Source organism: Phaeobacter sp. JH204B (genome assembly GCF_048055755.1).
Lineage (GTDB): Bacteria > Pseudomonadota > Alphaproteobacteria > Rhodobacterales > Rhodobacteraceae > Phaeobacter > Phaeobacter bryozoorum.
The window spans coordinates 67382-89606 of the sequence record NZ_JAYMXF010000032.1; the positions used below are offsets into that span (position 1 = coordinate 67382).

Below are 22225 nucleotides of genomic sequence, written 5' to 3' on the forward strand. Positions count from 1 at the left end.
GCCTAATCAGGCGAGACGCGCAGCCCTTTGGCGGAAAACTCCACCCGCTGGCCGGCCTCGATTTCGCTGCGAAACAGGCCGGCGATGAAGCGCAGCGCGTCCCGGCGGCCATGGTCGGCAAACCGGCGCGGTGAGGCGATGCGGAGGTTGTTGTCGAACCGCTGCGCGGCGTGGGCCCAGATCAGCGGATGAATTTCGCGCAGGTGGTCGCGGATCAGCCAATCCGCCGCCCCGGCGATCTCGGCGCGCTGCCCGGTGGTCGTCGTTGCGGTCTCTTCGACATAACGCAGCGCCACCGCGCAGTAAGAGGCCAGCAGGTTGATCATTTCCTGATCCGGTCGGCGTGAGACTATATCGCGCAAGCCATCCATGAAGAAGTCGATGTCGACGCGGGCGCAGGCTTCCGGGTCCAAGGCGATGGCGCCGAAATAGACCCAGGCGTAGCCGCCGTCGCCCCAGATCTCTTGTGTACGGGCGGCAATGCGGCGCGCTTCGAGGTCGAGGGCATCGTAGCTGCCGAACCAGCGCGGCAGCATATGGGTGCCGAGACTGCGCATGTGGCGGTGATTGTCGGGGTCCAGGTCGATGAGTGCGGCGAAATCATCCGCCACCTGCGTCGCGCTGGCGGATCGTTGCCCGGCGAGCAGCGCGGTTTTCGCTGCGGCAATAAACGGGCTGTCGAGGGCAATACCATCCAGCGGATGCAGCAAGGCGGCTGCCCTGTCGAAATGGGCGGCGCAACGCTGGCCATTGGCCACGGTGATTGACAGGACATCGGAATAGCCGCGCCAGATCCAGGCCACATCGATATGGGCGAGGGCCACCAGAGTGCGCAGATAGGGATCGTCGCGGTGTTCCACGCACATCGTCTCCAGCCCCATGACGCCTTCGATCATCTTGCGCCGGTCCCCGGCGTGGCCAAGGCTGAGCGCATGTTCGACGGCATTGACCACATCGCTGCGCGCGCCATGGGCCAGAAGCTCGGCAACGGGCAGGCCATGCGGCGTATTCTGGCGGGCCTTGTCGGCTTTTGCGATCTCTGCGGAGAGGTCGGTCCAGCGGTCCTGACGGGCCAGAAACTGTCCCTTGTCCTGAAGCGTTGCGCAGTCGCTTTCGCCCTGATCCGGCTCGCAGACCGGCACGATGAGCTGCTGCGGCGGGTGATCCGGGCGGTCTGCGGCGCGGCGGGGGGCGGTTGCCTGATCCTGCCTGCTGCGGGCGGCAGCGCAGAGGGGCGCCGCTGTGTTTTGCGTGAGGGTCGCCCGACCTTCACCGGGTAGCAGAGTTGAAAATACCTGTCTGATAAGGTCGCGCGCTGGGGTGTTTTTGTTGAGCATATCCATGTCCGCGTGCTGGCAGCTGAAATCACTGCAATCAGACTGGCTGTTCTTTGGGGCGCAATCATGGCGGGCGCGCGCCATTGCGATGGACGATTGGGATATTCCAGTGGCAGGTTAACGCGGGTTAAGATTTGCCTGTGTGGCGGCGGGGCGTCGTTTTGGGGAGGTCCGCGCTCAATAGATGCGGAAGTGATGCCGCCTGACGGGCAGGCCTGCTGCGGTGAGGGCCTGTTCAAGGATCTGATGCGGTGGCAGGCAATCGGGAGGAATGCGCAACCGCTTGCCCGCCTCCGTATGAACGGTGGCGCGGTGAGAAAAGTCCCAGCGCCGGTCGAGCGTCACATGGCTTATCCGATTGATCGGCAGGTCTACGGCGCCGGAGGCATTGCGCCAGCAGAGCCGTGTTGCATCCAGCTTCAGACTGGCAGTCGGGTTGCGCCAGAGTTCCCAGAGGCCGGGCAGCATTGGCAAGATCAGCAGCAGCGAGATCCAGAGCGCGACGGAAAGCGCCAGCGACAGCGCCGCAATCCCGGCCCCCCACAGGCCGAGGGCGAGCAGCAGGCGTGGCGAGCGGGCGGCCCGGCTGTAGCGATAGGCGGGAATGACTGCCCGGCGGCTCGTCGGCGGATCTATCATCGGAGCATCAGCCATGAGGCGGGGCCTCGATGACAGATGGTTCGCGCCGGGGCGCGGAGGAGTGGCGGCGGATTGCGAACGGGCCATGATATGGCCCGCTCTTCTGCGCGGCCTGTCGCATCACCCCTTCAGGATCCGGCTGACCATTTCATGGGTGTCCCGGCTCAGCCCGTCAGTGGCCAGAATGCGCTCCAGCTCGGCCCGGACCAGCGCCTGACGCGCGCTGTCGTAGCGCGTCCAGGTCTGGAAGGCAGCACACATCCGTGCGGTGGTTTGCGGGTTCAGCGGGTCCAGCGCGATGAGGTTCTGCGCCAGCAGGGAATAGCCTGCACCGCTGTCGTGGTGAAAGCCTGCGTGATGGCCGGCAAGCGCGCCCATGACGGCGCGGAACCGGTTGGGGTTCTTCATGCTGAACAGCGGGTGCTGGGTCAGCTCTGCGGCCGTGCGAGCGGCGGCGTCTGGCGCGGCGCAGGCCACTTGCAGGGCAAACCATTTATCCATCACCAGACGGTCGTCCTGCCACTGATCAAAGAAGGCCTGGCTCTGGTCCGCGCCTTTCTCCGCCTTCATCAGGCTTGCCAGTGCGGCATATTGCTGGGTCATGTTGTCGGCGGTCTGATACTGGCGCGCAGCCTGATCGCCACCGTCGAGACGGGTCAGCAGCGCCAGAATACGGCCGTTGAGCGCCCGCAGGCCCGCGCCATGGGCGTCGGGCTGATAAGGGCCATCGACAGTGGTGGCGGCATAGAGCCGGGGCAGGCTGGTTTCCAGCTGCTGCGCCAGGGTCTGGGTGAAGGTCTCCGCCGCGTCGTAGATTTTCTGCGGGTCGGGTGTGACCCCACGATCGTGCAGGGTCTGGGCGATTTCCGACTGGCTGGGGGGAGACAGAACCAGCGCGCGGAAGGCGGGGTCCAGCGCATCGTCGCGCACCAGTTTGACCAGCGCATCAAGATAGGCCGTATCGGGGGCGATGCCATCGGTCACCATGGCGACGCGGGTTTCTGTCGCGAGGAGATTGCCGGCCTCCCAGCGGTTGAAGGGATCAGTGTCATGGGCCAGCAGGAAGGCACGCTCTGTGTTGGTGGTCTCGCGCTCCAGGATCACCGGGGCCGAAAACTCCCGCAGGATGGAGGGCACCGGTTTCGAGGCGAGGCCGTCAAAGGTGAAGCTCTGTCTGGCTTCGGTCAGCTCCAGCACTTCGGTGCCGCGCAGGTCGTCGCCGTTGGGGGACAACAGGCCCACCGCGATCGGAATGACCCGCGGCGCCTTGTTCTGTTGGCCGGGTGTCGGCGGCGTCGATTGCTCAAATGTCAGGGTATAGGTGCCGTCGGCGTAATCCTCGGACACTTTTACCCGCGGCGTGCCTGCCTCGCTGTACCACAGCTTGAATTGGGTCAGGTCGCGGCCGGTTGCGTCCTCGAACACCTTTAGCCAATCCTCGATGGTGCAGGCCTGCCCGTCGTGGCGCTCGAAATAGAGCTTCAGCGCCTTGTAGTAGTTTTCATCGCCGACCAGCCGCTTCAGCATGCCGATTACCTCGGCGCCTTTTTCATAGACGGTGGCAGTGTAGAAGTTGTTGATTTCCTGGAACTGTTCCGGGCGCGGCGGATGGGCGAGGGGGCCGCCGTCTTCCGGGAACTGGCGGGCGCGCAGGGCGATGACGTCTTCGATCCGCTTCACCGGCTCCGATCGCATGTCGGCGGTGAACTGGGCGTCGCGATAGACGGTCAGCCCTTCCTTGAGGCAGAGCTGGAACCAGTCGCGGCAGGTGATGCGGTTGCCGGTCCAGTTGTGGAAATACTCATGGGCGATGATCGCCTCGATCCGTTCGAAATTGGCATCCGTGGAGGTTTCGGGTGATGCCAGTACGCAGGAGGAGTTGAAGATATTCAGCCCCTTGTTTTCCATCGCACCCATGTTGAAGTCGTCAACCGCGACGATGTTGAACAGATCGAGGTCATATTCGAGGCCATAGACGTCCTCGTCCCATTTCATCGACTTTTTCAGCGCCTCCATGCCAAAGGCGCATTTGCCCTCATCCCCCGGACGGACCCAGATGTTCAGCTCGACATCCTTGCCGGATTTGGTGGTGAAGCGGTCGGGGTGGTTCACCAGATCGCCGGCCACCAGCGCAAAGAGATAGGCCGGTTTGGGCCAGGGGTCATGCCATTCGGCCCAACCCTCGCCTGCGCCCACCGGGTTGCCGTTCGACAGCATCACCGGCGCGTCGCCTTCAATCCGCACCGAGAACGTCGACATCACGTCCGGGCGGTCCGGGTAGTAGGTGATCTTGCGGAACCCTTCGGCCTCGCATTGGGTGCAATACATGCCGCTGGACATGTAAAGCCCTTCCAGCGCGGTATTGGCGGCGGGGTCGATTTCCACCTCGGCCTCCCAGACGAAGGGGGTATCGGGGGTGGCGCAGGTCAGCCCGCCGTCGATCAGCTCGGGTGTCACCGGCGCGCCGTCGATTTTGGCCGAGATCAGCTTCAGCGCTTCGCCGTGCAGGAAGAACCGGGGATCGGCGGCCTCGGCTTTGGGCGAAAACCGGATCTTGCTCAGAACGCGGGTGGCATTCGGCGAGAGTTGAAACGTCAGCTCGACCTTCTCCACCTCAAATCCGAAGGGTTTGTAATCCTTTAGATAAATCGTCTCCGGTGCGGTGGCGGGCGCGGCATCTTTCATGGTTTTTTCCTGTTCCATGGAACCCGGATGGGTCCGTCAGCGTATCTATACCAAGACTATGTACCAGCGGCTGCGGCCCCGCGCCAGCAACCGCGCAATTTTGTAGACAAAGGAGCGGCCCATGTCGGCACCTGACACCAATGTTGAACGCGAAGAGAAACTGCACAAACCGGCCCTATTGGGCATTCGGGGCGTCGTTGTTGCGGTGCTTTTGATGTTCGCCGTCTTCCTGTTGTGGGTTTTCAACAAAGGTGGCGAGCAGGACGTGGTCGAAGCACCGCAGACCGCCGCCGAAGTGCAGGCGACCATCGCCGGTGACTGACCCTGTATGACAATCTGATATTCCTCCCCGACTTGCCCGGTAGCTCGCTACCGGGCTTTTTCTGTTTGGAGAGTGTCGCTAGTCTGAGAGACGGTCAGCGCTGTCGTGCATCTGTAGAGATTATTTGAAGCAGTTTCGCATGAATTGGTAAACTAATATTACCGCCAACGTTGATGATACGGAACTATTGGTGTATCGGGGGCAGTAATACGCCCAGTTAACAGGAGGATGGCCCCATGAGCGGGATGCAGGAACGTCATGATATGCAGGTGGCTGACACGCTGGTGTCCTTCATCGAGGACAAGGCGCTGCCCGGCACCGGTGTCACGACAGATGCCTTCTGGGGTGGTCTGGATGGTCTAGTCAACGGCATGGGTGACGAAAATCGCGCATTGCTGGCCAAACGCGCCGATCTTCAGGGGCAGATTGATGCCTGGCATATCGCGCGCCGGGGCCAGGCCCATGACGCGGCGGCCTATGAGGCGTTTTTGCGCGAGATCGGCTATCTGCTGCCCGAAGGGGATGATTTCGAGATCGAGACGCAGAATGTTGATGATGAAATCGCCAATGTTCCGGGGCCGCAGCTGGTGGTGCCGATCACCAACGCGCGATTTGCCCTGAATGCGGCCAATGCGCGCTGGGGCAGCCTGTATGATGCGCTTTACGGCACGGATGCCATGGGCGACCTGCCGGAGGGCAAAGGCTATGATGCCGGGCGGGGCGCGCGGGTGATCGCATGGGGGCGTGGGTTCCTCGATCAGACCTTCCCGCTTGCTGACGGGTCGTGGTCGGACTGCACTGGCCTGTCGGTTGAGGATGGCGCGCTGGTGCCTGCGCTCAAGGATGGGACGCAGTTTGCAGGCTATGACGGCGCCGCCGCCACGCCGGGCAGGATCCTGCTAAAAAACAACGGGCTGCATGCAGTGATCGTGGTCGATGCCGAGGGCAATATCGGCAAGGGCGATCAGGCGGGGATCAACGATATCATCCTGGAATCCGCGCTGTCGACCATCATGGATTGCGAAGACTCCGTTGCCTGCGTGGACAGTGAGGACAAGGTCACGGCCTATTCCAACTGGCTGGGCCTGATGAAGCGTGACCTTTCCGAGGAGGTGAGCAAGGGCGGGACCACCTTTACCCGCGTGCTGAATGACGATCTGTCCTTCACCGCGCCGGATGGGTCCGACCTGCGGCTGAAGGGGCGCTCGCTGCTGCTGGTGCGCAACGTCGGCCATCTGATGACCAATCCAGCGGTTCTGGACAGCGAAGGCCGTGAGGCGGGCGAAGGCTTCATGGATGCGATGATCACCGTGCTCTGCGCCATGCACGACCTCCAGGCGGAGGGCGGCAATTCGCTGCATGGTTCGGTCTATGTGGTGAAGCCGAAGATGCACGGGCCCGAGGAAGTCGCCTTTACCAACCGGATCTTTGACCATGTCGAAGACGCGCTGGGCCTGCCGCGCCACACGGTCAAGATTGGTATCATGGATGAGGAACGCCGCACCTCGGTGAACCTCAAGGCATGTATCCGCGCGGCCAAGCATCGTGTGGCCTTTATCAACACCGGCTTCCTGGATCGGACCGGCGATGAGATCCACACCTCGATGGAAGCAGGCCCGATGCTGCGCAAGGGCGAGATGAAATCGACCCCCTGGATTGCCTCCTACGAGGATCGCAATGTCGATATCGGTCTGGCCTGCGGTCTGAAGGGTCGGGCGCAGATCGGCAAGGGGATGTGGGCGATGCCGGATCGCATGGGCGAGATGCTGGAGGCCAAGATCGGCCACCCGAAATCCGGCGCGACCTGTGCATGGGTGCCGTCGCCGACGGCGGCGACCCTGCACGCCACCCATTACCACCATGTTGATGTCCATGCGGTGCAGGACAGCCTGAAGGCAGCCGGTGCGCGCGGAACCCTTGCGGATCTGCTCACCATTCCGATGATGGATGGTCAGAACCTGTCGGACGCCGATATCGCGCAAGAGATCGAGAACAACGCGCAGGGCATCCTGGGCTATGTGGTGCGCTGGGTTGATCAGGGCGTCGGCTGCTCCAAGGTGCCCGATATCCACGACGTGGGGCTGATGGAAGACCGGGCGACCTGTCGGATTTCCAGCCAGGCACTGGCCAACTGGCTGCATCATGGCGTGGTGGACGAGGCGCAGGTCATGACCGCGATGCAGAAAATGGCGGCGGTTGTGGACCAGCAGAATGCGGGTGATCCGAGCTATACGCCGATGGCACCCGGATTTGACGGGGTTGCCTTTCAGGCGGCCTGCGATCTGGTGTTCCGCGGTCGCGTCCAGCCCTCCGGCTATACCGAGCCGGTGCTGCACGCCCGCCGCCTGGAGCTGAAGGCGCAGGGCTGAGAAAAACGACTGGGGTCGGGCGGTCTGCCCGGCCCCTTTTTTATGTGCACATCAAGGACAATAGACATGACCCTCACTCTGGATCAGGCCCGCAGCATCATCGAACATACCCGCGCCAAGGGGCGGGAGATGGCGCTGAAACCGCTCTCTGTCGTCGTCTTGGACGCGGGCGGACATGTGCTTGCCTTTGAACGCGAGGACGGCGCCGCGCCCGGCCGGTTTGCCATCGCCCATGGCAAGGCCTATGGCGCGGTGATGCTGGGCATGGCTGGCACTGCGCAGATGGCGCGCGCTGAACAGCAGGCCTATTTCATGGCAGCCGTGAACGGTGTCTACGGCGGGCAGGTCGTACCGGTCCCCGGTGGCGTATTGCTGCGCAGTGATGCAGGTGCTGTGATCGGGGCTGTGGGGGTCACTGGCGATACCTCCGACAATGACGCCGAGGCGGCGATGGCCGGGATCCGCGCCACCGGGCTGACCGGGGAAGCGTGAGCCGAGGCGCCCGCTGACGAGCTGGCAGACGATCGCGATCTGCCGAAAGCTGCGGCGGAGATACAGCTTTTTACAGCAAAGCGGCAGGTTGCGCCCCATAGGGGAATTGCAACCCGCCGCGGCAGGGCTGTAGAATTGCGGTGATCCGGAGATGCTGTCCGAGGATGGACAGAAGGGCCGGCGCCCAAACCGCTGAGGACAGAATGACACGCCCCAAAGTCGGCATTATTGGCAATTCCTATCTCATCAATGATGAATACCCCGCCCATGCCGGGGGGACGATGAACTCCGAGGCGGTGGCCGAGGTTGCAGGCTGTATGCCACTGCTGATTCCGTCGGATCCCCGGTTTCTGACGGTGGAGGAGCTGCTGGAGAGCTTTGATGGCTTTCTATTGACCGGCGGGCGGCCGAATGTGCACCCGCATGAATACGGCGAGGCCGAGACGGATGCCCATGGCGCCTTTGACCGGGCGCGTGATGCCATCACCCTGCCGCTGGTGCGCGCCTGCGTCGAGCGGGGGCAGCCGTTTCTTGGCATCTGTCGTGGCTTTCAGGAGGTGAATGTGGCCATGGGTGGCACGCTTTACCCGGAAATCCGCGATCTGCCGGGACGGATGAACCACCGGATGCCCCCCGACGGGACACTGGAAGAGAAATTCGCCATGCGCCACATCGTTGAGCTGAGTGAAGGCGGCGTTTTCCATCGTCTGTTCGGTGCGGCGGAGGTGATGACCAATTCGCTGCATGGGCAGGGGATCAAGGTGCCGGGCAAGCGGATCGTCATCGACGGAACCGCCCCTGACAGCACACCCGAGGCGATCTATGTGAAAGACGCTCCCGGTTTTACCCTTGCGGTGCAATGGCATCCAGAGTGGGACGCCGCGAATGACCCGGTGTCGCGGCCTTTGTTCACCGCCTTTGGTGACGCGGTGCGCGCCTGGGCGGAGGGTGCGGGCAGACCAACCCAACGGAAATCGGCCTGAGGCACGACATCGGCCTGAGGCATCCGGTCTTTGACTACCCGTAGGCACCTCAATCGGCACCGCCTTTAGGGCGGTGCCGTTGGTCTTTCAGACCAGCAGATCAAACTCATGTATCAGCGGCAGCTGACGGGCGCGTTTGCCGGTCAGATCGAAGATCGCATTGGCCAGCGCCGGGGCCGCCGGGGGTGTGCCGGGTTCCCCGGCGCCGCCCATGCGGGGCTGGTTTTCCAGCAGCGCGACCTGCACCTCGGGCATCGTGTGCATGCGCAGGGCGTCATAGTCGGGGAAATTCTGCTGCTGGACCGCGCCACCGTCAAAGGTGATCTCGCCAAAGCAGGCCGCAGACAGACCGTAGACCATGCCGCCAAACATCTGCGCGCGGGTGTTCTGCGGGTCGATGACACGGCCCAGATCTGCGGCGATCCAGGCTTTGGTCATGCGAATCTGCCCGTCCTGGTCGGCGACCTCGATGACCTGCGCCACCGGCGTGCCGAAACTATAGGCAAGCGCCACACCCCGGCCGATGCCATCGGCTGTCTTGCCGGTCCAGCCGGACATGTCTCGCACGGTTTCCAGCACCTTGGCAGCAGGCTCCCACTCGGCGCGGGCCAGCTCCAGCCTGAATTCCAGCGGATCGCGCCCGGCGGCATGGGCCATTTCGTCGATGATACAATCGGAGAAGAAGCCGTTGAAGGAGGCCCCCACCGAGCGCCAGAAGCCGACGGGAATCATCGGTTTGGCCAGATAGCCTTCGACGCGGAAATTGGGGATGGCGAGCGGCTGGTTGAAGGCGGTATCCACATGCCCCTTGTCCGGGCCGGACATTGGCAGGCCGAGCATCCGGCCGGCGCCTTCGACGGTGGTCGATTGCGCGGCGATTTTGCCGTGGACCATCACCGCCTTGCCGTCCTTTACCGCGGCGCGGTAGCGGGCGATGGCGCCTGGGCGGTAGAAGTCATGGGTCATGTCTTCCTCGCGGCTCCATGTCAGCTGCACCGGGGTGTCGGGCATCTGCAATGCGATCTGAACGGCGCGGTCGGTATAATCGGTTTCAATCCGCCGCCCAAATCCGCCGCCGAGGTAGGTTGTATTGACCTCAACCGCCTCGGCATCGAGCCCGGCAAGCGCTGCGGCGTTTTTCTGCACCACGGTTGGCCCCTGATTGGGCGCCCAGATTTGCAGCGCATCCCCGGTGTAAAGCGCGGTCGCGTTCATCGGCTCCATCGTGGCATGGGCCAGATAGGGCAGGCAATATTCCGCTTCGATCACGGTTGCCCCGTCCGGCAGCTCGTCCACATCGCCGTCATCGCGCAGGGTCGAGTTGGGGGCAGTGTCAAAACTGCGGGCGATCTCGTCAAAAATCGCGTCGGTTGTCTCGGGGTAGGGGGCTGCCTCCCACGTTACGTCAATGGCATCCACGGCCTGCTGCGCGAGCCAGGTGTTGCTGGCAACCACCGCGACAGCATCGCCAAGATCCAGTACCTTTTCCACACCGGCCATGCCTTCGGCTGCGCTGGCGTCAAAGGCGGTCTTGCCCACGCCGAAATGCGGGCTTTGTTTGATGGCGGCGAATTTCATGCCCGGCAGGCGGACGTCGACGCCGAATTCTGCGGTGCCGGTGGATTTGGCAACCATGTCGATGCGGGGCACATCCTTGCCGATCAGGCGCCAGCTCGACGCCGGGCGCAGATCCGCCTCGACAGGGTCAAGGGCGGCGGCTGCAACGGCAAGGCTGCCATAGGGCAGGCGGGTGCCATCCGGCGCGATGACATGACCATCTTCGGTGGCGAGCTGATCGCGTCCGACTGCCAGCGGCTCCGCAGCGGCCTGTTTCAGGGTCTCGCGGGCGCTGGCGCCCGCATGGCGCATCCGCTCAAAGCCGTCGCGCATGGAAGAGGAGCCGCCGGTGACCTGAAGATCAAGGAACTTGGCCATGTGACCGACGATTTCGCCCAGTGAATGCTGCAGAGGCGAGCTGTCATAGCCCCGTCCGGGCAGCGCCTCTGACATCATGGCGCTGTTGTAATAGGCCTTGGCGGCGGGGCCGTGCAGGACCGTGACCTTGGCCGGATCCACGTCCAGCTCTTCGGCGATCAGACTGGCCCAGGCGGATTTGACGCCCTGTCCCATCTCCGCCCGGGGCGCAATCAGAGTGACGCCGGATTGATCCACAAACACAAAGGGGTTGAGCACCGCGCGACCATCCTTCTGGTCGAGCGGGTTGGGAGCGGGCTGGTGGTACTTATAGGTGCCAAAGGCGACGCCACCTACGATGGCAGCAGAGCCGATGAGAAAGCTGCGGCGGGCGATTCTGCGAATGCTGGCCATGGCTCAGACCTCCTTCATCATTTTGGCGGCGTCATGGATGGCGGCGCGGATTCGGGGGTAGGTGCCACAGCGGCAGAGGTTGCCCTGCATCGCCTCGTCGATATCGGCATCCGAGGGGGCGGGGTTTTCCGCCAGCAGGCTCGCGGCCTGCATGATCTGGCCGGACTGGCAGTAGCCACATTGCGCGACTTGATTGGCGACCCAGGCTTTTTGCACGGCGGCCATGGCGTCGGGTGTGCCGATCCCCTCGATGGTGGTGACCTCACCCCAGACATCGGACAGCGCCACCTGGCAGGAGCGCACGGCCTCGCCGTCAATATGCACGGTGCAGGCGCCACAGGCCGCGACGCCACAGCCGAATTTGGTGCCGGTCAGGCCGACTTCATCGCGCAGCACCCAAAGAAGCGGCACGTCGTCAGGCAGGTCAATCTGATGGGATTTCCCGTTTATGCGAAGGCTGGTGGACATTGGGTGTCCTTTCTGTGCTGGCTGCGTGACTTTGTGACAAAATGATGTATATGTGTCAGTGTGTCAATTGACAAATTTGGTATCGAATGTCAGAACTGCGCTATGGACATGCAGCAGATCGACCCCAAACAGCGCAACATTCTGGAATCCGCCTGGGAAGCCTTTGCGACCTATGGGTTTCGCAAGACTTCAATGGATGACATTGCCAAGCGGGCGGGGATGTCTCGCCCTGCGGTCTATCTGCATTTCAAGAACAAGGAGGCCATCCTGAAGGCGCTGATTGATGCCTATTACGCCGAGACAGCGCGAGCGGTTCACGCAGCGCTGACCGCAGACGGTGATCTTCAGTCGAAGGTTCTGAACGCATTCGACGCGCAGGGCGGCCCGGCTATAGAGGCTATGCTGAGCACGCCCCACGGGATGGAAACGCTGGAAGCCAGCATGAACGCCGCCGGCGATCACATTGAGGCCGGCGAATGCCTGATGCGCGGGGTTTATGCTGATTGGCTAAAGGATATGGCGGCTGCGGGACTGGTGCGGTTGGCCGGCACGCCGCAGGATGTGGCGCGCAGCTTTTGCAGTGCCATGAAGGGCGTCAAACATACCTCGGCAGATTATGCCGCCTACCGCTCGGGCGTTCGCCAACTGGCGCTGTTGTTCGCGGCTGCGCTGTCGCCGCGCTGATTGGAGCAGGTTGACTGAGGGCAGGTCCAAATGGGGCAGCCTGGGGGCCGGCAGGGCTGGCCTGCCGCCGATCCCATCTGGCGTCAGAGCGTGGTGCGCAGGTGCCAGAGCTCGGGGAACAGCTCCACCTCCAGCATCCGTTTCAGATAGCTGACGCCACCGGTGCCGCCGGTGCCGCGTTTGAAGCCGATGACCCGTTCCACCGTGGTGACATGGTTGAAACGCCAGCGGCGGAAATAATCCTCAAAATCCACCAGTTTCTCGGCCAGCTCGTAGAGATCCCAATGCGCTTCGGTATTGCGGTAGACCTCGGTCCAGGCCGCCTCAACCGCCGGATTGGGGCTATAGGTTTCGGAGAGGTCACGGTTCAGCACCTCTTCGGGCAGCTCAAACCGCTTGGACAGGGCGCGCAGGGCAACGTCATAGAGCGAGGGCTGGTGCAGTTCTTCTTCCAGAAGCGCCAGAATGTCGGGGCGGTGGGCGTGCGGGCGCAGCATCGCCTTGTTGCGGTTGCCGAGCATGAATTCGATCTGGCGATACTGATGCGACTGAAAGCCGGAACTCTGTCCCAGTTCATTGCGAAAGGCAGAATAATCCGAGGGTGTCATGGTGCGCAGCACATCCCAGGCAGAGTTCAGCTGTTCGAAGATCCGCGCAACGCGGGCCAGCATCTTGAACGCCTCATGCGGTTTTTCCGCCAGCAGGCGCGCGCGCGCGGCGGTCAGCTCGTGAATGGCGAGGCGCATCCAAAGCTCTGAGGTCTGATGCTGGATGATGAACAGCATCTCGTCATGGGTGTTGGTCCAGGTCTTCTGCGCGGTCAGCAGCGTGTCGAGCGACAGGTAGTCGCCATAGGACATGCGCCCGTCAAACGACATCTGCGCGCCTTCCTTGGCGGGATCATAGGGGGTGGACATGGAAAGGCTCCTTGGTGTTCCGGTAGTGTATCAGATTGCGGGAACGGGGGCCTTTCTTGCGTTGAGCGTACCGCATTGGGCCAGTCGTCGCCACAGGGCGATCCAGCCCGCTGGTCGGCACAGTGGCAGGCGATATGCGGGCAGGCTCGCCATCAGGTGACTGCGTTGCGGGTTTTGTATTCCGGGCGATCCCAGAGCGCGTTGGTCATCACGTCCTCGATGATATCAACAGCGGCCCTGACGTCGCCTTCGTCAATGTAGAGCGGGGTGAAGCCGAAGCGCATGATATCCGGCGCGCGGAAGTCTCCCACCACCCCACGGGCGATGAGCGCCTGCATGGCGGCATAACCTTCATGGAAGCGGAAGGACACCTGGCTGCCACGGGCGTTGCCGTCGCGCGGCGAGGCAAGAGTGAGATCGGGGCAGCGGGATTCCACCTCGGCAATGAACAGATCGCAAAGTTCGATGGATCTGGCGCGCACATCGGCCATATCGGCCATGTCCCAGATATCCATCGAGGCCTCGAGTGCGGCCAGCTGTAACACCGGCGGCGTGCCGACGCGCATCCGTTCGATCCCGCTGCCGGGTTTGTAATTCAGGTCGAATTCAAACGGCGCGGCGTGACCCAGCCAGCCGGAGAGCGCCGGGCGGACCGTGTCGGCATGGCGCGGCGCCACATAGATGAACGCTGGACCACCGGGGCCGCTATTGAGGTATTTATAGGTACATCCTACGGCGAAATCGGCCTTGCAGCCTGCCAGATCGACCGGCAGCGCACCTGCGGAATGGGCCAGATCCCAGACCGTCACGACACCGGCGGCATGGGCCTGTTCGGTCAGCGCCTTCATATCGTGCTTGCGACCGCTGCGGTAATCGACTTCGGTCAGCATCAGCACGGCAATGTCGTCGGTGATATGGGCGCTGACCTCTTCCGGTGCGACCACGCGAAGCGAATAGTCCGTGCCAAGCGATTTCACCAGACCTTCGACCATATAGAGATCGGAAGGGAAGTTGCCGCTGTCAGACAGGACCACCTTGCGCGATGGGTTCAGCTCCAGTGCCGAGGCGACGGCCTGATAGACCTTGATCGACAGGGTGTCACCCATCACCACATGGCCGGGTTCTGCGCCGATCAGCCGGGCAATCCGGTCGCCGATGGCGGTTGGTTTCTGCATCCACCCGGCCCTGTTCCAGCCGGTGATCAGCATCTCACCCCATTCGTCCTCGATCGTACTGCGCACCCGTTCGGCGGTTGCACGCGGCATCGGGCCCAGAGAATTGCCATCGAGGTAGATCATCCCTTCGGGCAGGGAAAACATAGCCTTGGTTGCGGCGAAATCGGTCATCTGAACCTCGTGATCATGGGCGGCCTGACGGACGGAGTGGTTTATTTTAGGCTTAAAGCTTCTCGAGTGCTACCGCATCGGATCTGTCCTGTCCAGAGATTAGCGGCTGGTGGGATCCAGCTGCGGTTCCGGAATGCCCAGTTCAGTTCGTTTTCGTTTCGACAGACCGGCGGTCACCAGACTGTACGACAGGCTGATCTGCTCTTTCAGCTCGGCATCGGTCAGGCCGGGATCTTTGAAATGTTGCAGCCACTTCATCCCGCGCGAGGCCAGATAGGGCGCCGGGCGGACGCCCGGTCGCTCCTGCAAAACCTCAAAGGCGATCTCGCCCGTCTTGAAGGTAAAGGCGTCCTTGCCCTCGGCCCAGCCGCAGATGGCAAAGACCTTGCCTCCTGCCTTCCACACGTCGGCATCGCCCCATTGGATGACATGCGATGTAGCGGGGAAGCTGGCGCAGAAGGCGTTGAACTCCTCGCGGGTCATCAGGTCTGCCCACCTGCGATTTCGATGGTTTGCCCGTTGATAGACTGAGAGCCGGGACCACAGAGCCACAGCAGCGCGGCGGCAACCTCATCTGGTTGGATCAGCCGCTTGTGCCGGTTAGCAGAGACCATGATCTTCAGCGCCTGTTCTTCGCTCACTCCGGCGCGCTGAGAGATCGAGGTGACGTTGCGGTCGATGATCGGCGTATCGACATAGCCCGGGCAGAGCGCGTTGAAGGTATAGGGCGTGCCCAGATAATCCTCGCTCAGCGATCGGGTCAGGCCGATCAGCCCGTGTTTGCTGGCCGAATAGCAGGGCGCGCCCTGCAGCCCGCGCAGGCCTGCGATGGAGGATACGGTGACGACACGGCCCCAGTCGGTCTGGCGCATGGATTTCATACATTCGCGGATCGTCAGAAAAGCGCCGTCGAGGTTGGTTGCCATCATGTTGCGCCAGAAGTCCATCGACATCTTGTGCAGGGCCTTGCCCTCGGCGATGCCTGCATTGGGGACGCAGATCTGCACCGGACCGCGAGCTGCGGTGGCGGCGTCAATTTTTGCGATCACGTCCTGTTCGTCGCGCACATCCATGGCGAGCGGATGCAGCCCATCGGTTGCGACCTCCTCCAGCACCTCCTGCCGACGGCCGGTGATCGTCACCGCAGCCCCCTCGGCGGCCAGCGCCTTGGCCATCGCCAGACCAATGCCGGTGCCTCCGCCGGTGATCAATGCGTGTTTTCCCTTGAGTGTCATGGTGTTGCTCCGCTGTTGTTCGTAACTGTTGGGGCCATGCGGGTGATCCCCACATGCAACCCGGATCTTGATATGAGCCTAACCGCCGCAGGGAGGCTGGCAAGATCTCCGTTCCGTCACTTTATCAACCGGCGCGGGCACAACGCTTGTGGCGGCGGGTCTCGGAGAAACGGTTTACAGAAATATTCCAATGTGTGAATGTCACGGCATGTGGCGACGAACCGCCACCAAGGCTGACGGAGGATCCCATGAAAGCTCTTGTCTGTGGCGTGGCAACCGCGCTGATGTTGCCTCTATGCGGGCTGGCCAGCGAAGATATCGCGGATCAATACCCGCAGTCCGAGCTTTACTCAAAGCCGGTGGAGGTGATCCCGCATGTGTTTTCGGCCATTGGAGCCACCGCGCCGCCAACCTATGAAAATGCCGGCCATAACAATAACCTGAGCTTCGTTGTGACCGAGGCGGGTGTTGTGGTGATCAATGCGGGGGCGTCTGATGCGCTGGCTGCCGCGCTCCATGCCGAGATCAAGGCGGTGACCGATCAGCCGGTGGTTCTGGTGATCAATGAAAACGGGCAGGGCCATGCGATGCTGGGCAACGGCTATTGGCGCGATCGGGGCGTTGACGTTCTGGCGCATGTAGATGCCACGGCCGAGGTGACGCAGAACGGTCATTTTATCCTTCAGGGGATGCAAGGCTACAATAAGGACAGGGCCGGGGACACGCGGGTGGAGCCTGCGAACCTGAGTTTTGAAGATCGTTACGATCTGTCGCTTGGCGGGGTCGACTTTCAGGTCCTGCATCTTGGTCCGGCCCATGATCCGGGTGACACGCAGGTCTGGATTCCGCAGTGGGGGATGCTGATCGCAGGCGATATTGCCTTTCACGAGCGGATGTTGCCGATTTTTGAACATACCTGCACCAGCTGCTGGATCGAGACCTGGCAGGACAAGCTGGAACCGCTGGCGCCGACCTATGTGATCCCCGGCCATGGTCATCCGACCAACCTGGATCAGGTCCGGCGCTACACGCTGGAGTATCTGCTCGATCTGCGCAGCAAGATTGGCGCCCATATCGAGGAGGGCGGCGATCTGGCCTCGGCCTATTACGTGGATCAGGCCCGCTGGCAGCAGCTCGATACTTTTGAGGAACTGGCGACCAAGAATGCCGGGCGTGTCTATGAGGAGATGGAGTGGGAATAGCGCGCCCGCCCGCTGATCTGTGCCCATCGTGATCCTTGCGACAAGAACTGTGAGCGGTAGCAGAACTCAGCATCCCGATCAGTTGCGGCAGGCATGCAAAAGTATACGTGGTCATTCGCAACAATATATGCAGGATCATGCCGCAAACGGAACGGATTCGCCGTTTCACGACCATTTTGGGCAATCTGTCCTTATCCTTCGGAAGTCATCTCCGAAGGCTGGACGTTCTGGCCACATGAGGGAAAACTGCCGCTGATGCGCATCAAGACCGACAAGGATCACCCGGAGTGCCGTCTGCAATGAAATGGATTGACGTGCCTCCTGTGTGGTTGCTGGGGTTTGCAGTGCTGGCCTGGTGTCAGGCACGTTTCCTGCCTATGGGGCTCGAATTGTCGCATGGCGTGATCGGCGCCGTCGTCGGGCTGGTCAGCGGCCTCTTGATCGGAGCGGGAGTCATTCTGATGCTGCTCGCGGTGATGGAAATGCGGCGTCATAGGACGACGCTGCATCCACACGGGCAGCCAAGCCAGCTGGTTCAATCGGGTATTTTCAAACGCAGCCGCAATCCGATCTACCTAGGTGATTGCCTGCTGCTGCTCGGACTGATCCTGCGGTTTGACGCGGTGCTGTCGCTGATACTGCTGCCGGTCTTTGTCTGGGTGTTGGAACGACGTTTCATCCTGCCCGAGGAAAACCGGTTGCGGCGGCAGTTCAGGGCGCAGTGGGGGCGCTACGAAAAAGACACAGGACGATGGCTGTGACGGATTTGCGGCACCGCAGCAAAGTGTTGCGGCGACGCAGCGAAACTGTTGCGCAAAAATATTGCGCAATGTAGTCAAAATATTTGCGATCCGTGCTCAGTCAGTCTGATGCGGACACAAAGAGGGGGACCGACAAGGTGAAAATAGGCACACCAAAAGAAGTGTTTGACGGCGAGGCGCGGGTTGCGATGACCCCGGACTCCGCGGTTCAACTGCAAAAGCTGGGGTACGACTGCGCGATTGAAAGCGGTGCCGGGGCAGCGGCAGGTTTTTCTGACGCCACCTACGAGGCTGTCGGCGTCGAGATCATCAAGACACCGGCCGCATTGTGGAAAGCCTGCGATATCGTTGCCAAGGTGCGTCAGCCCACCGAAGCGGAGCTGAAGCGGATGACAGCGGGCAAGACGCTGATCTCCTTCTTCAATCCCGGCGGCAATAGCGAAGGTCTGGAACTCGCCAAATCCAAGGGCGCCAATGTGATCGCCATGGAAATGGTACCACGTATCAGCCGTGCCCAGAAAATGGACGCGCTGTCGTCGATGGCCAATATCGCAGGTTACCGCGCCGTCATTGAGGCCGGGAATAACTTTGGCCGGTTCTTCACCGGTCAGATCACAGCTGCGGGCAAGGTTCCTCCGGCCAAGGTTCTGGTGGTTGGTGCAGGGGTTGCAGGCCTTGCGGCGATTGGCGCCTCTACCAGCCTGGGTGCGGTGACCTACGCCTTTGACGTGCGCCCCGAAGTGGCGGAGCAGGTCGAAAGCATGGGGGCCGAATTCGTCTATCTGGATTTCGAGGAAGACCAGCAGGATGGCGCGGCAACCGGCGGCTATGCTGCGGTCTCCAGCCCGGAGTTCCGTGAAGCGCAGCTCGCGAAGTTCCGCGAACTGGCTCCCGATGTCGATATCGTCATCACCACCGCGCTGATCCCCAACCGCGAGGCTCCCAAGCTGTGGCTTGAGGATATGGTCGCCGCGATGAAGCCGGGTTCGGTGATCGTTGACCTTGCAGCCGAAAAGGGCGGCAACGTCGAAGGCACGGTGATGGACGAAAAAGTGGTAACCGAGAATGGCGTGACCATCATCGGCTATACCGATTTCCCGAGCCGGATGGCCGCGCAGGCCTCGACGCTTTATGCCACCAACATCCGCCATATGATGACTGACCTGACGCCCGAGAAGGACGGTCAGATCAATCACAACATGGAAGACGACGTAATCCGCGGCGCCACGGTGACCTTTGAGAAGGAAATCACCTTCCCGCCGCCACCGCCCAAGGTGCAGGCCATCGCGGCCCAGCCGAAGAAAGAGGTGAAGGAACTGACGCCCGAAGAGAAGCGGGCGCAGGAGGTCGAAGCCTTCAAGCAGCAGACCAAGAACCAGGTCACCCTGCTGGCTGTCGGCGGTGCCTTGGTGCTGTTTGTGGGGCTGTTTGCCCCCGCGAGCTTCATGCAGCATTTCATCGTGTTTGCACTGGCCTGTTTCGTGGGCTTCCAGGTGATCTGGGGCGTTGCCCATTCGCTGCATACGCCGCTGATGGCTGTCACCAATGCGATTTCCTCGATCATCATCCTCGGCGCGTTGATGCAGATCGGATCCGGGTCGTTCCTGGTGATCTTCCTTGCGGCGCTGTCGGTGTTCATGGCCGGGATCAATATCTTCGGCGGGTTCCTCGTCACGCGGCGCATGCTTGCCATGTTCCAGAAATCTTAAGGAGGCCGGGAGTATGGACTTTGGCTTTACAACTGCCGCCTATGTGGTTGCGGCTGTTCTCTTCATCTTGTCGCTGGGCGGCCTGAGCGGTCAGGAAAGTGCGAAACGCGCGGTCTGGTACGGCATTGCGGGTATGGCGCTGGCGGTTCTGGCAACCCTGATTGGTCCCGGTGCCGGTCTTTGGCTGTTGTCGATCGTCCTGATCGCCGCAGGCGGTATCATCGGCTACTACGTCGCCAAACGCGTGCAGATGACCGAAATGCCGCAGCTGGTGGCGGCGATGCACTCGCTGGTGGGTCTGGCTGCGGTGTTCGTGGGCTTCATCGCCCATATCGAGCTGGGCCGCGTTCTGGCGATGGATGACACTGCGAAAAAGGCGCTCGAAGGCTTTGGTGCGCTTCTGGCCAAGAAAGACGGTGTCGAGATCGCGATCCTGCGGGTGGAACTCTTCCTCGGTGTCTTCATCGGTGCCGTGACCTTCACCGGGTCGGTGATTGCCTATGGCAAGCTGGCAGGCAAAGTGTCCTCGGCGGCGACCAAGCTGCCCGGCGGTCATATGCTGAACGCTGGTGCTGCGGGTCTCTCGCTGATCTGTCTGATCTGGTATTTTAACACTGGCGGTTTCTTCCCGCTGTTCCTGATGACCCTGGCAGCGCTGTTCATCGGCTACCACCTGATCATGGGCATCGGCGGCGCGGATATGCCCGTGGTTGTCTCGATGCTGAACAGCTACTCCGGCTGGGCCGCGGCGGCGATTGGCTTTTCGCTCGGCAACGATCTGTTGATCGTGGTTGGTGCGCTTGTGGGCTCCTCCGGTGCGATCCTCAGCTACATCATGTGTAAGGCGATGAACCGGTCCTTCATCTCGGTGATTCTGGGCGGCTTTGGCGGCACGGCTGGTCCGGCGATGGAAATCGACGGCGAGCAGATCGCGATTGATGCCGATGGTGTGGCCGCTGCCCTGGATGAGGCCGACAGTGTCGTCATCATCCCCGGCTACGGCATGGCAGTGGCACAGGCCCAGCAGAATGTGGCTGAGCTGACCCGCCGTCTGCGTGCCAAGGGCAAGAACGTCCGCTTTGCGATCCATCCGGTAGCCGGTCGTCTGCCGGGTCATATGAACGTGCTCCTCGCCGAGGCGAAAGTGCCCTACGATATCGTGCTGGAAATGGACGAGATCAACGAGGACTTCCCGGACACGGATGTGGCGATCGTCATTGGCTCCAACGACATTGTGAACCCGGCGGCACAGGAAGACCCGAACTCGCCCATCGCCGGTATGCCGGTGCTGGAATGCTGGAAGGCGAAACAGGTGTTCGTCTCTAAGCGCGGGCAGGGTACGGGCTACTCGGGCATCGAGAACCCGCTGTTCTTCAAGGAGAATACCCGCATGTTCTATGGCGATGCCAAGGCCAGCCTGGATAAACTGCTGACCATGATCAGCTGATTGTTCGACGTATCGCTGCACATACCGAAAGAGCGCTCCTGCCGGGGCGCTCTTTTTTCGTGATCCTGTGGTATCATTCGCCAGCCGAGGAGGATGATATGGAAAAGGCCCAAGGCATAGGTGGCGTGTTTTTCCGCGCCAAAGACCCCGAAGCGCTGAGCCGGTGGTACAATGACCATCTGGGGATTGACCCCGTCGGCGGAACCCCCTGGATGCAGGGCGGCGGCTATACCGTCTTTGCTCCATTTGCCGAGGATACCGATTATTTCGGAGATACCAGCAAACAGTGGATGATCAATTTCCGGGTGACGGATCTGGCCGCGATGATCGCCCAGCTGACCGCCGCCGGTATCGCTGTTGAGACCCGGCCGGAGTGGGACGGCGAGATTGGCTATTTCGCGCGGTTGCATGACCCGGAGGGCAATCCGATAGAACTCTGGCAGCCGATTGGACGCGCCGCAGATACCGCTTGAGCTGGAGTGTACTCCAACCGCTAGGGTGTCCCGACTCACCCACGAGGGGTGGGCAGCAAGAGAGATGTGCATGAAGATTTCAGAGGTGGCGATGGCCACGGGGCTGAGCGTGGATACCCTGCGCTTTTACGAGAAGATCGGGTTGATTGATCCGCCGGCGCGGGATGCCGCCGGGCGGCGGGTCTATGATCGCGAAATCCTGGGCTGGATCCGCTTTCTGGGGCAGCTGAACGCCACCGGAATGAAACAGGCGGATCGGGTCCGCTATGCCCGGTTGCGGGCGCGGGGGCGCGAAACCCTGGCCGAACGCCGCGCAATGCTGGAGGCCCACCGCGAGGTGATCCGCCAGCAGCTGGAGCAGCTTCATGACACGCTTGCCCTGATGGATCGCAAGGTTGCGATCTACCACGAGCTGGAGAAGGAAAGCGCAGATGTCTGACGCAGTGACCAAGGGCCGTAATCTGTTGGCCGAATTGAATCCGGAGTTGGAGAATATCCTGGCAGAGCGCTATGACGCCCATCTGCCCGGAATGTCGGAGAGCCTGGTGGAATGGGCCTATGGGCGCCACTACGCACGCGCGGGGCTGGACCTGCGGACACGGCAGCTCTGTACGGTTGCAGCGTTGACTGCGCTCGGCGGTCAGACCGCGCCGCAGCTCAAGGTGAATATCGCCAACACCCTCGCCGCAGGGGCAAGTGAAGCCGAGATTCTGGAGGTCATCTGGCAGATGGCGGTCTATGGCGGCATGCCTGCGGCCATCAATGGTTTGAATGCGGCGATTGAGGTGTTCGAGGCGGCATAATGTCGGCAAGAGCTGAGGGCTGCCT

21 protein-coding genes are annotated in these 22225 nt (G+C 61.9%); 12 read left to right on the forward strand and 9 right to left on the reverse strand.

Going from position 1 to position 22225, the window contains the following annotated elements; genetic code table 11:
* Positions 1-2 precede the first annotated feature (2 nt).
* From VXL81_RS18085 to pepN, 3 genes are all read right to left on the reverse strand, one after another.
* Positions 3-1337, reverse strand: a complete 1335-nt coding sequence (locus VXL81_RS18085; protein WP_416555540.1) for a hypothetical protein — start codon at positions 1335-1337, stop codon at positions 3-5.
* Positions 1338-1514: 177 nt separating this feature from the next.
* Positions 1515-1991 carry a hypothetical protein gene (locus VXL81_RS18090; RefSeq protein ID WP_416555505.1) on the reverse strand — a complete coding sequence of 159 codons (477 nt, stop codon included), beginning with the start codon at positions 1989-1991 and terminating at the stop codon, positions 1515-1517.
* Between the two features lie 105 nt (positions 1992-2096).
* On the reverse strand, positions 2097-4661 hold the full coding sequence (pepN, locus tag VXL81_RS18095) for an aminopeptidase N (protein ID WP_416555507.1): 2565 nt from the start codon (positions 4659-4661) through the stop codon (positions 2097-2099).
* Between the two features lie 121 nt (positions 4662-4782).
* On the opposite strand from pepN, the gene VXL81_RS18100 reads away from it, so the two are divergent.
* From VXL81_RS18100 to VXL81_RS18115, 4 genes are all read left to right on the forward strand, one after another.
* Positions 4783-4983: a hypothetical protein gene (locus tag VXL81_RS18100; protein ID WP_340545069.1), complete on the forward strand. Its 201-nt coding sequence runs from the start codon at positions 4783-4785 to the stop codon at positions 4981-4983.
* Positions 4984-5219: 236 nt separating this feature from the next.
* Positions 5220-7352 (forward strand): malate synthase G, encoded by a 2133-nt coding sequence (locus tag VXL81_RS18105; protein WP_416555509.1) that lies wholly within the window; start codon positions 5220-5222, stop codon positions 7350-7352.
* Positions 7353-7418: 66 nt separating this feature from the next.
* Positions 7419-7844 (forward strand): GlcG/HbpS family heme-binding protein, encoded by a 426-nt coding sequence (locus VXL81_RS18110; RefSeq protein WP_340545071.1) that lies wholly within the window; start codon positions 7419-7421, stop codon positions 7842-7844.
* A 203-nt stretch (positions 7845-8047) separates the two neighbouring features.
* Positions 8048-8827 carry a gamma-glutamyl-gamma-aminobutyrate hydrolase family protein gene (locus VXL81_RS18115; protein WP_340545072.1) on the forward strand — a complete coding sequence of 260 codons (780 nt, stop codon included), beginning with the start codon at positions 8048-8050 and terminating at the stop codon, positions 8825-8827.
* A gap of 87 nt (positions 8828-8914) precedes the next feature.
* On the opposite strand, the gene VXL81_RS18120 is transcribed toward VXL81_RS18115, so the two are convergent.
* Together VXL81_RS18120 and VXL81_RS18125 are read right to left on the reverse strand one after the other, a co-directional pair.
* Entirely contained in the window at positions 8915-11155 is a 2241-nt protein-coding gene (locus tag VXL81_RS18120) for a molybdopterin cofactor-binding domain-containing protein (RefSeq protein WP_416555511.1), read from the reverse strand.
* Between the two features lie 3 nt (positions 11156-11158).
* Positions 11159-11623, reverse strand: a complete 465-nt coding sequence (locus tag VXL81_RS18125) for a (2Fe-2S)-binding protein (RefSeq protein WP_416536778.1) — start codon at positions 11621-11623, stop codon at positions 11159-11161.
* 60 nt (positions 11624-11683) lie between these two features.
* Here VXL81_RS18125 and VXL81_RS18130 point away from each other — a divergent pair, with 60 nt between their 5' ends.
* On the forward strand, positions 11684-12307 hold the full coding sequence (locus VXL81_RS18130) for a TetR/AcrR family transcriptional regulator (protein WP_416555513.1): 624 nt from the start codon (positions 11684-11686) through the stop codon (positions 12305-12307).
* Positions 12308-12390: 83 nt separating this feature from the next.
* Here VXL81_RS18130 and kynA read toward each other — a convergent pair whose 3' ends face one another.
* The 4 genes from kynA to VXL81_RS18150 all read right to left on the reverse strand — a co-directional run bounded on the left by kynA (position 12391) and on the right by VXL81_RS18150 (position 15805).
* Entirely contained in the window at positions 12391-13224 is an 834-nt protein-coding gene (gene kynA, locus VXL81_RS18135; protein ID WP_416555515.1) for a tryptophan 2,3-dioxygenase, read from the reverse strand.
* A 152-nt stretch (positions 13225-13376) separates the two neighbouring features.
* Positions 13377-14570 (reverse strand): kynureninase, encoded by a 1194-nt coding sequence (kynU, locus tag VXL81_RS18140; protein WP_416555517.1) that lies wholly within the window; start codon positions 14568-14570, stop codon positions 13377-13379.
* Positions 14571-14669: 99 nt separating this feature from the next.
* The gene (locus tag VXL81_RS18145) at positions 14670-15053 is read right to left on the reverse strand and encodes an MmcQ/YjbR family DNA-binding protein (protein ID WP_416539214.1); all 384 of its coding nucleotides are present in this window, start codon (positions 15051-15053) and stop codon (positions 14670-14672) included.
* A complete protein-coding gene (locus tag VXL81_RS18150) occupies positions 15053-15805 on the reverse strand; it encodes an SDR family NAD(P)-dependent oxidoreductase (protein WP_340545079.1) in 753 nt (250 codons plus the stop codon). Before VXL81_RS18150 ends, VXL81_RS18145 begins: the two co-directional genes overlap by 1 nt.
* A gap of 248 nt (positions 15806-16053) precedes the next feature.
* On the opposite strand from VXL81_RS18150, the gene VXL81_RS18155 reads away from it, so the two are divergent.
* From VXL81_RS18155 to VXL81_RS18185, 7 genes are all read left to right on the forward strand, one after another.
* Positions 16054-17007, forward strand: a complete 954-nt coding sequence (locus VXL81_RS18155; RefSeq protein WP_416540413.1) for an MBL fold metallo-hydrolase — start codon at positions 16054-16056, stop codon at positions 17005-17007.
* Positions 17008-17306: 299 nt separating this feature from the next.
* Entirely contained in the window at positions 17307-17768 is a 462-nt protein-coding gene (locus VXL81_RS18160; RefSeq protein WP_340545081.1) for a methyltransferase family protein, read from the forward strand.
* Between the two features lie 137 nt (positions 17769-17905).
* Positions 17906-19477, forward strand: coding sequence for a Re/Si-specific NAD(P)(+) transhydrogenase subunit alpha (locus VXL81_RS18165; RefSeq protein WP_340545082.1), 1572 nt, complete (start codon positions 17906-17908; stop codon positions 19475-19477).
* 13 nt (positions 19478-19490) lie between these two features.
* Positions 19491-20924 (forward strand): NAD(P)(+) transhydrogenase (Re/Si-specific) subunit beta, encoded by a 1434-nt coding sequence (locus VXL81_RS18170; RefSeq protein WP_416539218.1) that lies wholly within the window; start codon positions 19491-19493, stop codon positions 20922-20924.
* Positions 20925-21022: 98 nt separating this feature from the next.
* Positions 21023-21397 carry a VOC family protein gene (locus tag VXL81_RS18175; protein WP_416536785.1) on the forward strand — a complete coding sequence of 125 codons (375 nt, stop codon included), beginning with the start codon at positions 21023-21025 and terminating at the stop codon, positions 21395-21397.
* A 70-nt stretch (positions 21398-21467) separates the two neighbouring features.
* A complete protein-coding gene (locus VXL81_RS18180; RefSeq protein WP_416539220.1) occupies positions 21468-21836 on the forward strand; it encodes a MerR family transcriptional regulator in 369 nt (122 codons plus the stop codon).
* A complete protein-coding gene (locus VXL81_RS18185) occupies positions 21829-22200 on the forward strand; it encodes a carboxymuconolactone decarboxylase family protein (RefSeq protein WP_340545086.1) in 372 nt (123 codons plus the stop codon). Before VXL81_RS18180 ends, VXL81_RS18185 begins: the two co-directional genes overlap by 8 nt.
* Positions 22201-22225 lie beyond the last annotated feature (25 nt).